Consider the following 14531-nt stretch of genomic DNA (forward strand, 5'->3'; position numbering starts at 1 on the left):
AGAGAATGTTTATTTGTTTGCTATAGCTCAAAGACTAAATCAAGTGCGAAAATGTGTAAATTCGTAAAGCGGTCTGTTTCACCAAAAAAGGACCCATATGTAATTTCTGCCCGTAACAAATCGGGAACTATTTGTTTATATAAAACGACATCTATTTCTTGCCCAAGGAAATCTCCTTCTTCTTCTGAAAAATAGCCATGATATCCAAGCCAACCGCCTATGCCCCAGAACAAATTATTGGACTCTGCCGTAAAATAGGGGTTGTGTAGTCCATCTGCAGGAGGGTCAATAAACACATCGGATATGCGATGCAGACGTTGCCCCGTTGATAATGGAAATTGGTAAGAAGCATTACCATCATCTGAGGTTGCCAATTCATAACCAACACTAAAGATTCCAGTATTAGGTAAAGAGACTCCTACTTCTGCATTAAACAAAAAAGCATCATAAGAAGTTGGATTGTCGCCGTAGTCACTTTGATAGGCAAAGGCTGTTTTGTAAGTCAATGCTGTCTTATCCTTCGGAAAATTACCTCTGTCTACCAGAATACCAAATGATTTACTCGACTTATCGGGAGCATCATCTTGAAAGTCAAGGAAGTGTGTGAACAAACCAACCCGAGCCATTTCGTTTTTATAATACTTGAACATTAAAACATGCGAATCACTACGCCAATCAGCAACTTCTGCAATTAGGCGATTAACTTGATACATATATGCATACTCAAAAGCCAGTCCTTTTTGGTCGTTTTGTATTCTACCATACAGTGCATCAAAAGTTTGGTCATCTTGTCTTGCTGAAATCCTTCCTATAAAACGTTCGTCTTCAACAATAGCAGCTTGTCTACCCACTTTAAATTGCAGTATTGTTGCGTCATTGAATGTACTATTATATTCAATATGTGCCTGATTTAACTCAAGAGTTTCTGGGTCAGTTACATTTGTCCTGTCGGTTAAACCATTTACTCCATCAAAATATCTGTCTGGAGTGAGGGCAACTACACTTTCCCCTTCAAGATACACTTGAAAGCCTTTATACGATTTGGTTTTATAGCCAAAGTTTGTACCAAAAGTATACGCTTGGGATGCTCGTGCTGCTTCATCATTGGCGTGCCAGAACCTCAATTTACCATTAAATACAAATTCCCCTCCACTTATAGCTTTTGCTAAATCGTCATTTTGAGATTGTTCTTGACCATAACTGCAAATTGTAAGAAGTGAAAATATGGCCACCATCATCTTAGCCACTCTAAGGTGACCGTATATTTTTTTATCTGTCATAACACAATGATTATTAATCAACTATAAGTTTTGAAGGACGTTTGCCGCTGAAGAAATCTTTTATAATCTGACTAACCTCTTCTGGGGCTTCCATATGTGTGAAATGATTTGCATCTACAAATTTTACGTGGCCATCTGGAACTAGTGTAGCAGAATATGCATATTCTTCCTCTCTTTGTGCAGGGTCTTTAGAACCTTGAAGAAACAATATAGGCATATCCATATATTGTATTAAATTCTTCATTCTATAATCGAGTTCTTTATCAAAACTTGTATCATAAGTCTTGGCTACTGCCTCGGCTTGTCCTTCGGTTCCAAATTCTTTGTACAACCTGTCCATATGTTCAGGAGTTATTTCAACAGATACCCAAGCAGAGTTATATGTTCCTGTTATCATTGCACCATCTTTATAGTTTTCTGAATGAGCCATCATTTCGTGGTCTGGTCTTGGACGGCCGTGAGGTTTATCAAAAGATTGTTGCATTCTAATCCAATTGATTACCCTTTTATTTAAACCTTTTATTTCCATCATGTTGTCGGCAATACAGGTTCCACGGTCGTGGGAAATCAGATTAAATCTATTGATACTCATTTTATCTAAAAGCTTAGCTAGACTTTTTGCAACACCTTGATGTGTTAAATCTTGCTTTAGACTTTTGTCAGATTGTCCATAGGCCAATTGGTCTACTGAAATGGCATAATAGCCATCCTGAGCTAAAGAAGCCATCTGCTTATGAAATCCATGCCAAGTTTCAGGAAATCCATGAATCATTAGCACAGGTGTATCCGAAGGATTTCCGGCAGTAACAAAATGCCATACGGAACCTTCTACATCAACAAACCAATGAATTCCCATAACATTATCATCCAAAAACTCCAGTTCCCCGTGACTGTTAAAAGAACCTTTTGGCGGCGTTGCTGCTGGATATCGGTTTTTGTCCTTAGCAAAATTAGCTAAGTCGTAAGGCTCATAGCTGATGGGTTGGCCTGTTCCTACATTCATAAGGTCATCAGGATTTGTTATAAGTGTATTTTCCTTATCCTGTTCTTTTTCTTGTTTTTGTTCTTGTTTTTGTTCTTGAACACATGATGCAAAACTTATTAGCATCATAACTAAAAAAGGCAGTATTGCTTTTTTAACTGATTTTTTTAAATTAATTGTAGTTTTCATGCTGATTTAAGTTTGGTTATTCAAAGGATGAATAATATTTTTTTTATTGACTGCAAAGCGATATTTTTTTTGATAAATCATACTAACAGTATTTAATTAATCAACAATAAGTTTTGGTGGACGTTTGCCGCTGAAGAAATCTTTTATAATCTGACTAACCTCTTCTGGAGCTTCCATATGTGTGAAATGATTTGCATCTACAAATTTCACATGACCATCTGGAATTAGTGTAGCAGAATATGCGTATTCTTCCTCTCTTTGTGCAGGGTCTTTAGAACCTTGAAGAAACAGTATAGGCATATCCATGTATTGTATTAAATTCTTCATTCTATAATCGAGTTCTTTATCAAAGCTTGTATCATAGGTCTTGGCTACTGCTTCGGCTTGTCCTTCGGTTCCAAATTCTTTGTACAACCTGTCCATATGTTCAGGGGTTATTTCAACAGATACCCAAGCAGAGTTATATGTTCCTGTTATCATTGCACCATCTTTATAGTTTTCTGAATGAGCCATCATTTCGTGGTTTGGTCTTGGACGGCCGTGAGGTTTATCAAAAGATTGTTGCATTCTAATCCAATTGATTACCCTTTTATTTAAACCTTTTATTTCCATCATATTGTCAGCAATACAAGTTCCACGGTCGTGGGAAATCAGATTAAATCTATTGATACTCATTTTATCTAAAAGCTTAGCTAGACTTTTTGCAACACCTTGATGTGTTAAATCTTGCTTTAGACTTTTGTCAGATTGTCCATAGGCCAATTGGTCCACAGAAATGGCATAATAGCCTTCTTGAGCTAGAGAAGCCATTTGTTTGTGGAAACCATGCCAAGTTTCAGGAAAGCCATGAATCATTAAAACGGGTATTCCAGAAGGATTGCCAGCAGTGACAAAATGCCAAACCGAACCTTCAACTTCAACAAACCAATGGATTCCTATAACGTTGTCATCCAAAAATTCTAGCTCGCCGTGGCGGTTAAAAGAGCCTTTAGGTGTTGTAGCTGCTGGATAACGATTTTTGTCCTTAGCAAAATTAGCTAAGTCGTAGGGCTCGTAACTGATAGGTTGGCTTGTTCCTACATTCATAAGGTTATCAGGATTTGTTATAAGAGATGCCTGGTCTTGTTCTTGAGCAAATACCGGAAAACTTAGTAGTGTCATAAATGAAATAAGCAAGATTGCTTTTTCAATAGAGAAGTTTAAATTAAGTGTGATTTTCATTTTGATATAAGATTAATTGTGTGATTTGAAATGTGTTTTACGCGTAAACTCTTAATCATTTCATAACAAACTTATATTTAATATAAATCTCGTAAAAGGTGAAAAGTAGCTATTCGATGGTAAGAATGAGATTGATGAGAAAATAGTGGAAATAGCGGATGGTTTCTTTATAGGAAATAAAAAAATAACTACTTATTTATAAAGCTTTTACGAGTTTTAAACTAAAGTGTATATCGTCACTTCTTCCTGCTTTCCTTTAAGTAAAACACTGCCCAATGTTTTAGGCTTCAGTAAATATTCAGTGTTCATGTCTAAGATTAATTTATCTGAAAGTAATAAGAATACATTATAGGTATTGCATTGTGCCTGAATTCTTGCTGAGGTATTAATGATATCCCCGTGGTAGGCTAATTCTTTTTTGACAAAACCAACTTCTGCAACCATAATAGGTCCTCCATGAAGACCTGCTTTGAACTCAGGATAAACCTCATATTTTCCATAATAATAATCTTTTCTAGATTTCTGTTGTTCTTTGAAATCATAAAAAAGCTTAATACAATTATTATTTTTTACTCCCTTAGCATATGGCCAAGTTAAAACGGCTTCATCACCTACATACTGATATATCTCGGCTTCGTACTTGGACACGACCATATTTAGGTCATAGAAACAATCTTGAATAAATTGGCTATACTTTAGATGTCCTAACTTCTCAGCTATAGTAGTCGAATCCTTTAGGTCCAAAAACATAAATATTCTTTCCTCTTCTTTTGGTATCCTATATCTACCCCTTAATATCTTCAGGAATACACCTTTGCCAAACCTCTCGGCCGCAATTTTCATTAATAGAAAAAAGAAAGAACAAAAAGCGATATAAAGTAAGATAGATAAAAATCGCTCATCTTTCAACCACCAAAACCAGCCTTTTTCAAAATTTAATTTAATCCCATTAGCTTCAGCGACTTTTTGAGAAAATCTCAAAAGTAAAATTGTAATGATAAAATAAATCAGTGCTCTTAAAATAAGATTAGCTCCTAAGCTTAAACTCTTAGATAGGTGTTTATCAAAAAAGAAATCTATTGTAGCGTATACTATACCAAGTATCACTCCTACTGCAGTCAAAGCGATTAAATTTTGATAAACTAAAGATTTAACACTTACGCTTGTTGTAATTTCAGGTATACGATTAATACCAAGGTATCTAAAAACAGCAAAGAAAGCCAAACACAACCCCCAAAACATAACTGAGTACGCTAATTGTTTTAAATAAGTCTTTACGTGTGTGTTCATTATAATATGAAATAATGATTGAATTACTTTTAATCGGACTTCAGCAATTGTTCAATTTCTTCTTTTGAAATGTTCACCTTAATGGGCTTTACTTTATTACCTGAAAGGTAAATCCCGCTTCCAATATTATTCGTGTTAAATGCACCTTTATAAAGGTTGTCTGCACCATATTGAGGTGTTTTAAAAAATAAATTCCTAATGGGCTTGAGTAAAAGAGGCATACCACCTCCAGATGTCATTTTAGTTTTTATAGCTCCAGGATCAACGTTAACAAATCGTATAGTTTTGAGTTGTTTACTTAAATTATTCATTAATGTAATTAGGATAAGCTTCGAATCTATATAGGAACCCAGGAGCTTGATGAATTTTTTAGGTTTTTTAAAGGCAGCAATATCAATAGTTTTTTTGTTATGCAATCCTGAGGTTACAGTACTTACAACAAATGCACTTTTTGACACCTCTAGCATTGGAAGTAGAGCCTTAGTAAGCAAATACGGACTGATAGCGTTTATTTCGAGCTGTAATTCGTTTCCATAATCAGAATAATAAAGCTTATCTAAAAGAACTCCTGCATTATTAAAAATACCATCTAATTCTCCCCAATTTGATTTAATTTCATTAGCTACGGTTTCTATTTGTTCACGTTTACTTAAGTCGGCAATAAATATATCAACCATACTTTCTTTTTGAAACAGTTTTTCAGTATCCACTTTTCTTTTTTGATTCCGAACGATTAGACCAATTCTATGTCCATTTAATAAGAGTTTTTTCGATAATTCTAAGCCCATTCCTGAGTGACCACCTGTGATGATTATATTCATTAATTTAGGTTTTTTTTCAGTCTAAACTTAGCAAATCACTGAGCGCTTAAAAAGGTAAAAAGAATCTATTCTATGGTTAAAAAAGGCTTTATTTTGAAAATTGCTAACTTCTAATTTCCCTAAATTCTCTAAATTCACTAGGAGTGGCACCGGTAATTTTTTTAAAGAACTTTAAAAAGTTGGTTGCCTCATTAAAACCACAGTCGTAAGCTATCTGCTTGATTGGGATGTTTGTCGCTACTAAACAACGTTTAGCTTCAAGTATAATATAGTTGCTAATGTATTCCTTAGCTGTCTTTTCCGTAAAAGTTCTACAGAGATTGTTCAATTGCTTTAAAGGAATATTTAAAAAAGCAGCGTAATTTTTAACCAATCGTGTATCCTTGTATTTTGAAGCAACGAGTGTTTGGAATTTTGCAAACTGACCATAATTCCCAAAATAAGATTTCAATGCATGACTTGTATGCAATTGTGCCTTTAATAAGAACACCGTTAATATAGATGCAACGATATCTTCTTTCATAGCACCTAGTTCCAAAGAAAGCTCTCTTTTAAGTAAACTTATAAATAAATTAATGTCCCCAAAATCTTTGAAAAACGATGGATTTAAATGATAGTTTGATAAAAAACTTATTTTAGCGAAAGCGGATAGGGATACATGTCGAAGTAGAAAATCTTCTGAAAAAATTAATACATACCCTTTGTAGGTAGGGGATTTGTCAAATTTATGTATTTGCTCTTTTGATATAAAAAGGCAATCCCCTTCAACCATATCATACTTGATGAAATCTACTTGATGGGTCATTTCACCTTGGGTCATTAACAACAATGTAAAGAAATTTATACGATGGGAAGCAAAGGGGTTTTTATTGGATGAAGATTTCAAAGTAAAAACATCTTCCATTTTGAACAGTTGGAAACCAAAACCTTTTTTAGGTTCATCACATTCAAAGAGTGTATGTATAAATTCATCTTTTTCCATTGCTATCAAATTTATTTATATTGGTTTTGTTTTTCATTGAATTAATTCAATAAAAAACAATAAAGTTATTTGTTATTTATAGTATTTTAGTACGACTACAGACAATAATGGAAGATTCAATTGAACTATTTAAAAATGAAATTTATAACTATACTGATGCGTCTTTTGAAGAAGAATGGAGCACTTTTAAGCTTGGTTTAAAAAGTGTAAGCTATAAAAAGGGTGACGTTATTTTTCCACGCTCAAAAGTGTGTACTGAGATGCTTTATATTACTGAAGGCATAGTGGTTACCGAATATTTTAATAAAAATGAACAAACTATTACACGGTTTTTTAGACCTAAAAATCTTTGCAGTAATATTTCGAGTTTTTTAACTAATGAAGTTGTAAATGATTTGGTTTCTGCTGTGACGGATGTAAAGGGTGTTATGATACCGCAGAGTTTATTTAATGAAAGTTATTTGTATTCTAATGGTATTGGACTTTATTTTCGAAAACGGTTGATGGAAAACTTATTAGAGGATAAAATGTTTATCTCTATTAAAGCTATGGGAATTGATACCAAACTCGATTTTCTTTATAGCAAATATCCTGAAATCATTAAGCAGGTATCTTGGAGAAAAATCGCAAATTTTCTTGGGGTGACTCCTGAATGGCTCAGTAAAACATTGAAAAAAAGGACACTAGAAAGCCTTCAATAAAATTGTTTGGAATAATAAACAAATCAAAGGCTTTCTGGTCTGATTCATTTTTTATTGCTTTTAAAATGAGCATAAAAACTTAGTACAATTGCTAAGCCAGAAACTATAGTCATTACCGTACCTGGAACAAAATTTACATATCCACCTAAATCCATAAATAGGAAATAACCCAAATCGACCAAGCCACCAGTAATGGCTGCTAAAAAGATTGCATTTTTATTGCCCTTCCAAATAAAGAAAGCACTTATCAAAGTAACAATACCAACCCAAAAAAGATTAAAACCGTGTTGCCCGATAAGCGCGCCTGCAGCTTCAGGGTAATCCATTTGAAGTGTCTCTGGGCTAATGGCATCTGCAATACCAGCGATTGATGAAGAAATATCCCCTGATAAGGTAAAATTCATTGTTAGTACCCCAGCTAAAATGTGAACAAGACCCCAGACAATCCATAATACTGCTGAAATTTTAAAAAGCAGTTTTAGAGCTTTCATAATTTTATATTTAAAGGTTATTTATTAAAGTTTTGAATTCTAATATTGGATAAAGTTTTAGGATGAGTTTTTTGAATGTAATCAATCAATTGTTCCCGTACTTGACAGCGCAGGTTCCAAGAATCTGATGAATCCTTAGCGCTAAATGACGTTCTTATTTCCATGGCTTGTTTATCGATATTAGTAACTACCAAGGTTGCTGCATTTTTATCCCATAAAGGATTTTCGTTTAATACCTCGTTAAGTTTTGTACGCAATTCAGAAACCGGAAATGCATAATCAACATAAAAATAGACTGTTCCGATAAGCTCGTTAGATTTATAGGTGCGGTTAACAAAAGAATTATCATTAAAGAAACTCATAGGTAATATAAGTCTACGATAATCCCATACTTTCACAATGACGCTGGTTAAGGTAATATCTTCTACAATACCATACTCTCCTTCAATGACCACTTCATCATTAATCTTTATGGTATCTGAAAAGGCTATTTGAAATCCTGTTATTAAATTTCCTATTGGTTTTTGGGCGGCTATTCCAATTACAATTCCAGCAATTCCTGCAGAAGCAAAAATGGTGTTTCCTATTGCTCTTGCTGCGGGTATGTTATATAATACCATTGCTAAACCAATGACAATAATAATAGCATAAGCTACGCGCTTAAGGTATTTAAATTGGGTAATTGTGTTTCTGTCTTCAGCCTTGTTTTCATCTACTTGAAACTTATCCTTTAATATGTTTTCAACAGCTTCCGCTAAAGAAAGCAAAACCCAGATAAAATTTAAAATAATAAACGTCTCTAACAATTTCTGCCAAAAAGTACTGGCATCAATAATTGACAAAGAACCATATAAAAAGAGAAGGGGTAAGAGTAATTTAGTAGGCTTTTTTAAGTACTTAATAAGTTGCTCTTTTATAGTGGTAGGAAATTTTTTTTGATTTATGGATACTACTTTAAATAGTAGCCAGTATGCAATTATCCCAGAAAGTATTGCTATAACCATTATAATAGCCTGAAAAAGTTCTTTATTAATGTCTTGAAGTTCTGAGAGTATAGTATCCATATTTGAGTTAAAACTTTTATTCAAAATTTGCTCTGACGCCTATTGAGGTAAATTGTTGGTTATTATCTAAGCTCTCTAAGCTTACATTTTCATAGTTATAACGGTAATCAGCTGTTAGTGAAAAAACTGTAGTAATTTTAAATTCTAGGCTCGCGTATAGTTTAAAAATATAGTCTGTGCTCTCTCTAGTAGATTGTAAAAACCATCCATCGGTTTTCAATAGTATTTTATCTTTTAAAATTTGAGTGCTTCCGTTATAATGTAAAACCAATCGCACCATATTTCTTTGATTTCCGATGCGATTACTATTAACAAATATGGATTCTGTATATCTATTTCGGTAATATATAGATGCAAAAGCAAATAGTAGTTTATTCCCATTTTTGAATGTAGGTTTATAGGTTAAACCACCTCCATAGCCTAGACGAAATTCCAGCTCATAACCTAAATTAGTTTGTACATCAGTAACTAAAAATGGATACCATTTTTTCTGCCCATTGATATAAAATTTATAAAGTACTAAGGCGTCCCAATTTCGATTCAATACTTCGTCATCAGAATCACTAAACAGAAATCGAAATTTATTCTCTAAGCTCCAAGAAGTTTTTTCAAAAGTTGGATTAAACTCAAATTGAAATGTGCGTTGAAATTCTATTCCATCCGTAAAGCTTCCGGATAAGTTGAAATCTCCTTTAAACTGTAACGTATCTTTTTGAACTGTTTGACTATAGGTGTTAATCGAACTAAGTATTATGAGAAATAGGATTTTACGCATTCACTATTATTTTGAATTTATTAGCGGTACTACTTCTTTACCAATTAGTTCAATGGATTTTTTCATTTGTTCATGCGATAAGCCTACATCCATTTGAAAATTAAACCTGGAAATACCTCCTAAAGCTTTACTGTGTCTAATTATTTTTTTGGCAACTTCTTCAGGGTTTCCAATAACAATTGCTCCTTGTTCATCTATCTGTTTTTCAAATTGCTCACGAGTTGGTGCCACCCAACCTCGTTCTTTGTTCATTGAGGCAATCACTTCGATATAGCGTGGATAAAAATCAGTAATCGCTTCTTCTCTAGAATTGGCAACATAACCAAAAGAATGCAATCCGACTTTTAATTCTTCAGGTGAAAAACCAGCTTCTTCTCCCATCTTTCGGTAAAGTTCCACTAAAGGTGCAAACTTGTGAGTTTGCCCTCCAATAACTGCAACCATTAAGGGTAAGCCTAATTTACCAGCTCTTGCAAAAGACGCAGCAGTACCTCCAACGCCTAACCAAATGGGTATTTTTTTTTGGATAGGTCTTGGATATATGGCTTGTTCGCGAAGTGGCGGACGAAAAAGTCCAGACCAATTCACTATTTCATTATCTCTAATTTTTAAAAGAAGTTCTAATTTTTCAGAAAAAATAGCATCGTAATCATTCAAATTATAACCGAAAAGCGGAAATGAATCTACAAATGAACCTCTACCTGCAACAATTTCTGCTCTTCCATTAGAAATCAAATCGATAGTGGAAAAATTCTGAAATACACGAACAGGGTCTGAGGTACTTAATACAGTTACAGCGCTAGTTAGTCTTATGTTTTTTGTGCGTGCAGCTGCTGCTGCTAAAATTGTGGTTGGTGCGGCATCTAAAAATTCCTTTCGGTAATGTTCTCCTATCCCAAAGGCATCCAGCCCAACTTGGTCCGCTAATTCTATGCGTTCTAACAGTTCTTGAATGGCTTTGACGCTATCTTCGTGTCCTTTTGGTGAGGCTGCAAAACTATCTATTCCTATTTCCATAATAATTATAGTCTATCTAAGTACTCTTGAAATTTACTTTTCTGTGTACCAAAAGATGCTTTATATTCCGCTTCTACAATGTTTCCACCTTTAAAAAAATGATTAAAAGAAGGTAAATGAAAATCGGCTACAATCATAGCTCCAAAATGAGGGAACAATTCTTTGGAAATTTTAAACACATTGCTTTCTAGTCTTTTACTTGGACTAGTTGATAATAAAAACATAGGCTTTCCTCCCCAAATATTCATTGGTTTTTCCATGGGAATTCTGGATAACCAATCCCATAGATTTTTAAAGGCTGATGTGTGTAAACCATTATATTCAGCAAGGGAAATCACAATAGCATCGTTCGCATTGATTAGTGCATAAAAATCCATTGCTTTTTTATCTACACCACTTTCTTTTTCTTGGTCAACAGAGTATAATGGCGATGCATAATCGTTTAAATCGGCAACAGTAACCGTTACATCTCTGAGTTGGTTGGCTGCAAAAGTTGCTAAAGTTTTATTAATTGATGTCGTGCTATTACTTGCACCGAAGGCTAGTATTTTTTTCATTTTTTTATTGGTTTTATGCTTCGTTCACTTGGTTAAAAAAGATAGTGTTGCGTCTAGTACTTCTTGAGGTTTTTCTTCTACAATGAAATGTCCGGCATCCAATTCTAAAAAGGACACGTCATTCACTTCGTCTTTCCAAATAGCTGGGTAATCAAAATTCCCCGTATTTGATTTTTTACCCCAAATGACCAGGGTTGGGACGTTAATTTTTATATGGGCATCTGCTTTGTCATGTTCTATATCTATACCTTTACTGGCTCTATAATCTTCGCACATAGCGTGGAAAGCATCGGCTGTTCCATTAGTCGCGGCATAGTCTTCACCGGCTTTCACATCATCACCAGCAACTGATTTTGCAAATGCCCCAGCTTGTGGACCCATAAGGTTTTCTGGCAAAGGATAAGACTGCGTCCAAAATGACCAAGCCCAGAACCTATTGGCTACTTTACCATCTATATGCTCCCAAACATAGGTTGCAGGTATAACGTCCATAATGACCATCTTCTTAACGGCTTTTGGGTAATCCTTGGCTAATCTTCTGGCAACATGAGAGCCTCTATCGTGAGAAGCAATAAGGAAAGAACCATATCCTAACTCGTTCATTAATTCTATTTGGTCTTTTGCCATCCGTCTCTTGGAATAATCTCCTTCGCGTGGCTTGTCGCTTCGACCATAGCCACGTAAATCTGGTATTATTACGGTATATTTTTTTGCAAGTTTTGGTCCCAAATCGCGCCACATCACGTGAGATTCTGGCGCGCCATGTAATAGCAATAAAGGTTCTCCAGAACCACCAACTATTGCATGAATATTAATGCCATCTATCGTAACATCCACATCCTTGAATCCAGGAAAAAATGTTTCGGTAGTCGATTGAAGACTATGTAATTCTTTCTGAGGATTTTCCGTAGTCACTTCAGTCTGGTTTTCGTTTACTTGTTTTTCCTTACAAGCGACAATTACTAAAAATGATAATACAATTATTACTAACTTAAAAATGTTCTTTATTCTCATATTTTATGGTTTTATGGTAAATGGAATTTTTTCAAGAACACCTTCTCTTGAATATTTTAAACTTCCAACTTTATGGTCAAATAATCCATTGAGGTTATTGCCAGAAGGGTCTTCTAAACGTTTATTTATATGCAAAATATAATCTCCAGACTCCCAATATTCTTTGGGTTGAAAGCTCCATTGGGTTTCTTGATTTTTAATAGAGACAGAACCTTCAATAGGATTATTTTTAGTATCAGTAATAATGAGTCGTTGCCTTAACGAATTGTAATCTAATATTTGAGAAAAGTGGACTATAAAGCTCTTATTACTATTTACTTCTGGAATATTTAATTTCCAGTTCTTAGGCTCAGGAATTCGTGTATCCGCATTTTCTACAGTTATATTCTTTTTAAAAGATGTTGTCATTTTTTGATGATATACATCTTCTAAATCTTCTATAATAAGCGTGTAATTTTGGTTTGGCTTTATAGCATACCCTAAAGTCCCATTTGCTTTTAAGCCTGTTTTTACACGAGCTGGGTCTAAAATGAGTGTGAGCTGTGTCTGTTCTTTGTTCCAAAGTTCGGTAGCGTTATTGAAGAACACATTTTTCACTTCATTATCATGATTATCAATTAATTTGATTTTTTCAATATTCCCAGTTGTTTTCATGGGTTGAGAAAACTGAATATATATTCTAAGTAAATTTTCAGGTAGCACTTTAGAAGTTGGATAAACGGCTTGCACAAAAGGTTTTTCAGCTTGCTTATTACAAGCCGTCAACACTATCAACCAAAAAACTATTAGAAAGGTTTTCATTACCTGAATCAACACTAAAAATAAGTAGTTTATCTTCCCATTTTTTCAGAGGTTAAATCTGCATAACCTTCCATTTGTTTTACCATATCGTGGTATTGTTTTGTGCCAGCTTGAGCTTCTGGATATTGGTAATCCGGAAAATCATATTCAGAAATGAAATCGCTTAATCTTAAAAATGTGCCTGTTAATTCTGAAACCAAATCAATATCACCTGTTTCAATATTTCGACGAACCATTCCCAACATTTGGGTGTTTTGAATATCTACTTGCATCACATTTGCTGTTGGAATTTCTTGAATGCCTTCCAAACCTGTGGCAAACATAGCTTGCTTTCCAGCCATTCCATTTCCTTTAGCACCTGCAATCACTGAATTTAAGGGAATCATTGTTCCACCTCTATTCTTATTGGTCACTATTAAACTCTTACTCATCGAGCCATCAAAGCCTTGTGTAGTTACCACCAACATATCTATTGGTGTATTTCCATAACCAAGTTCGGCAATGGTTTTTCCTTTCACATCAGCACCTTCTTGGATGTCATCAACAGGAATAGTGACTAAAGGTGTGCAGGTATAACTTGCTAGTAATGTAGATTTTCCGTCTAATTCATCAAATAACATTGTGCGTATCGGCGCCCTGGTTTCGTTTTGCGTGTGAACTGCATGATAAATTTCTACACTATTCACCATTTCTTGACTGTCTGTAAAAGGATATTCAATTTTTCGAAGTGTAGAGGCGAACTCGCTATTGGTGAGTCCAGCGATATAAACATAGCCATCATGATAATCAATATCTGTAATGCTAAGGCTACTTGCTGGCGTTTCGTTCCAAAACATTAAATCTGATGAGGCAGGATTGTTTATTGAAATGCTTTTGGTGTCATTATTTGTAATTTCTAGTAACTGAATATCTTTAGTAGCTGGATTAACAATTGCTATTACTGATTTTGCATCTGGTTGATGTCCTAATTTTATAGATACATATGCTTCTTGACTTACAGGATGAATTTTCATATCATTAATGATAACATCTCTGGATTCAATGTTTAGTTTCTCAGCCATCATAATGTCAAAACCTTCCATGTTATAAGGAACTGCATCTTTTAATTCATTAGCTTTAGTTGGAATGGCATATAGTTTACCGTCTTTGCTATCGCCTACAAATAGTATATTATCTGGGCCAAATGCCAAAGTATTGGCACCATTGATTAACATGTTGTCATTAACTACTATCGAAGATTTATCTTCGTTAGTAGTATTGTCAAGTTTGTTCTTTGAGGTGTCTTTGCAACTTACTGATAAGAGTAGAAACAAACTAAGAAGCGTTATTTGTGTTTTCATAGTGAT

At 34.3% G+C, this 14531-nt stretch carries 15 protein-coding genes; 1 reads left to right on the forward strand and 14 read right to left on the reverse strand.

Features of this window, described 5'->3' with window-relative positions; translation table 11 throughout:
• Positions 1-20: 20 nt before the first annotated feature.
• From Q0910_RS16105 to Q0910_RS16130, 6 genes are all read right to left on the reverse strand, one after another.
• Positions 21-1124 (reverse strand): alginate export family protein, encoded by a 1104-nt coding sequence (locus Q0910_RS16105; RefSeq protein WP_299218637.1) that lies wholly within the window; start codon positions 1122-1124, stop codon positions 21-23.
• Between the two features lie 169 nt (positions 1125-1293).
• Entirely contained in the window at positions 1294-2451 is a 1158-nt protein-coding gene (locus Q0910_RS16110; protein ID WP_299218639.1) for an alpha/beta hydrolase, read from the reverse strand.
• A 96-nt stretch (positions 2452-2547) separates the two neighbouring features.
• Positions 2548-3672: an alpha/beta hydrolase gene (locus Q0910_RS16115; RefSeq protein ID WP_299218641.1), complete on the reverse strand. Its 1125-nt coding sequence runs from the start codon at positions 3670-3672 to the stop codon at positions 2548-2550.
• Between the two features lie 216 nt (positions 3673-3888).
• Positions 3889-4962, reverse strand: coding sequence for an adenylate/guanylate cyclase domain-containing protein (locus Q0910_RS16120; protein WP_299218643.1), 1074 nt, complete (start codon positions 4960-4962; stop codon positions 3889-3891).
• Between the two features lie 29 nt (positions 4963-4991).
• Positions 4992-5783: an SDR family NAD(P)-dependent oxidoreductase gene (locus Q0910_RS16125; protein ID WP_299218645.1), complete on the reverse strand. Its 792-nt coding sequence runs from the start codon at positions 5781-5783 to the stop codon at positions 4992-4994.
• A gap of 103 nt (positions 5784-5886) precedes the next feature.
• Complete coding sequence (locus Q0910_RS16130; RefSeq protein ID WP_299218648.1) at positions 5887-6765, reverse strand: helix-turn-helix transcriptional regulator; 879 nt, start codon at positions 6763-6765, stop codon at positions 5887-5889.
• Positions 6766-6872: 107 nt separating this feature from the next.
• Between Q0910_RS16130 and Q0910_RS16135 the strand changes: the two genes are divergently transcribed.
• On the forward strand, positions 6873-7466 hold the full coding sequence (locus Q0910_RS16135; protein ID WP_299218650.1) for a cyclic nucleotide-binding domain-containing protein: 594 nt from the start codon (positions 6873-6875) through the stop codon (positions 7464-7466).
• A gap of 44 nt (positions 7467-7510) precedes the next feature.
• On the opposite strand, the gene Q0910_RS16140 is transcribed toward Q0910_RS16135, so the two are convergent.
• Genes Q0910_RS16140 through Q0910_RS16175 form a run of 8 tightly spaced genes read right to left on the reverse strand, consistent with a single transcriptional unit; the run spans position 7511 to position 14525 of the window.
• Entirely contained in the window at positions 7511-7957 is a 447-nt protein-coding gene (locus Q0910_RS16140) for a hypothetical protein (RefSeq protein ID WP_299218652.1), read from the reverse strand.
• 17 nt (positions 7958-7974) lie between these two features.
• Complete coding sequence (locus Q0910_RS16145; RefSeq protein ID WP_299218654.1) at positions 7975-9021, reverse strand: mechanosensitive ion channel domain-containing protein; 1047 nt, start codon at positions 9019-9021, stop codon at positions 7975-7977.
• 16 nt (positions 9022-9037) lie between these two features.
• Positions 9038-9796 (reverse strand): DUF481 domain-containing protein, encoded by a 759-nt coding sequence (locus tag Q0910_RS16150; RefSeq protein WP_299218656.1) that lies wholly within the window; start codon positions 9794-9796, stop codon positions 9038-9040.
• A gap of 6 nt (positions 9797-9802) precedes the next feature.
• Positions 9803-10813, reverse strand: coding sequence for an Atu2307/SP_0267 family LLM class monooxygenase (locus Q0910_RS16155; protein ID WP_299218658.1), 1011 nt, complete (start codon positions 10811-10813; stop codon positions 9803-9805).
• A 5-nt stretch (positions 10814-10818) separates the two neighbouring features.
• A complete protein-coding gene (locus Q0910_RS16160; protein WP_299218660.1) occupies positions 10819-11370 on the reverse strand; it encodes an NAD(P)H-dependent oxidoreductase in 552 nt (183 codons plus the stop codon).
• Between the two features lie 24 nt (positions 11371-11394).
• Complete coding sequence (locus Q0910_RS16165) at positions 11395-12384, reverse strand: alpha/beta hydrolase (protein WP_299218662.1); 990 nt, start codon at positions 12382-12384, stop codon at positions 11395-11397.
• Between the two features lie 3 nt (positions 12385-12387).
• Positions 12388-13185: a hypothetical protein gene (locus tag Q0910_RS16170; protein ID WP_299218665.1), complete on the reverse strand. Its 798-nt coding sequence runs from the start codon at positions 13183-13185 to the stop codon at positions 12388-12390.
• Between the two features lie 29 nt (positions 13186-13214).
• Positions 13215-14525 (reverse strand): hypothetical protein, encoded by a 1311-nt coding sequence (locus tag Q0910_RS16175; RefSeq protein ID WP_299218667.1) that lies wholly within the window; start codon positions 14523-14525, stop codon positions 13215-13217.
• Between the last annotated feature and the right edge of the window lie 6 nt (positions 14526-14531).

It is taken from the genome of uncultured Aquimarina sp. (assembly GCF_947495315.1).
GTDB lineage: Bacteria > Bacteroidota > Bacteroidia > Flavobacteriales > Flavobacteriaceae > Aquimarina.

What these genes read in the sequence shown, in the direction of transcription:
- Q0910_RS16160 (WP_299218660.1), bottom strand. Translation starts at nt 11,370, where the DNA reads ATGAAAAAAATACTAGCCTTCGGTGCAAGTAATAGCACGACATCAATT.
- Q0910_RS16170 (WP_299218665.1), bottom strand. Translation starts at nt 13,185, where the DNA reads ATGAAAACCTTTCTAATAGTTTTTTGGTTGATAGTGTTGACGGCTTGT.
- Q0910_RS16110 (WP_299218639.1), bottom strand. Translation starts at nt 2,451, where the DNA reads ATGAAAACTACAATTAATTTAAAAAAATCAGTTAAAAAAGCAATACTG.
- Q0910_RS16165 (WP_299218662.1), bottom strand. Translation starts at nt 12,384, where the DNA reads ATGAGAATAAAGAACATTTTTAAGTTAGTAATAATTGTATTATCATTT.
- Q0910_RS16145 (WP_299218654.1), bottom strand. Translation starts at nt 9,021, where the DNA reads ATGGATACTATACTCTCAGAACTTCAAGACATTAATAAAGAACTTTTT.
- Q0910_RS16130 (WP_299218648.1), bottom strand. Translation starts at nt 6,765, where the DNA reads ATGGAAAAAGATGAATTTATACATACACTCTTTGAATGTGATGAACCT.
- Q0910_RS16115 (WP_299218641.1), bottom strand. Translation starts at nt 3,672, where the DNA reads ATGAAAATCACACTTAATTTAAACTTCTCTATTGAAAAAGCAATCTTG.
- Q0910_RS16150 (WP_299218656.1), bottom strand. Translation starts at nt 9,796, where the DNA reads ATGCGTAAAATCCTATTTCTCATAATACTTAGTTCGATTAACACCTAT.
- Q0910_RS16135 (WP_299218650.1), top strand. Translation starts at nt 6,873, where the DNA reads ATGGAAGATTCAATTGAACTATTTAAAAATGAAATTTATAACTATACT.
- Q0910_RS16125 (WP_299218645.1), bottom strand. Translation starts at nt 5,783, where the DNA reads ATGAATATAATCATCACAGGTGGTCACTCAGGAATGGGCTTAGAATTA.
- Q0910_RS16140 (WP_299218652.1), bottom strand. Translation starts at nt 7,957, where the DNA reads ATGAAAGCTCTAAAACTGCTTTTTAAAATTTCAGCAGTATTATGGATT.
- Q0910_RS16155 (WP_299218658.1), bottom strand. Translation starts at nt 10,813, where the DNA reads ATGGAAATAGGAATAGATAGTTTTGCAGCCTCACCAAAAGGACACGAA.
- Q0910_RS16175 (WP_299218667.1), bottom strand. Translation starts at nt 14,525, where the DNA reads ATGAAAACACAAATAACGCTTCTTAGTTTGTTTCTACTCTTATCAGTA.
- Q0910_RS16120 (WP_299218643.1), bottom strand. Translation starts at nt 4,962, where the DNA reads ATGAACACACACGTAAAGACTTATTTAAAACAATTAGCGTACTCAGTT.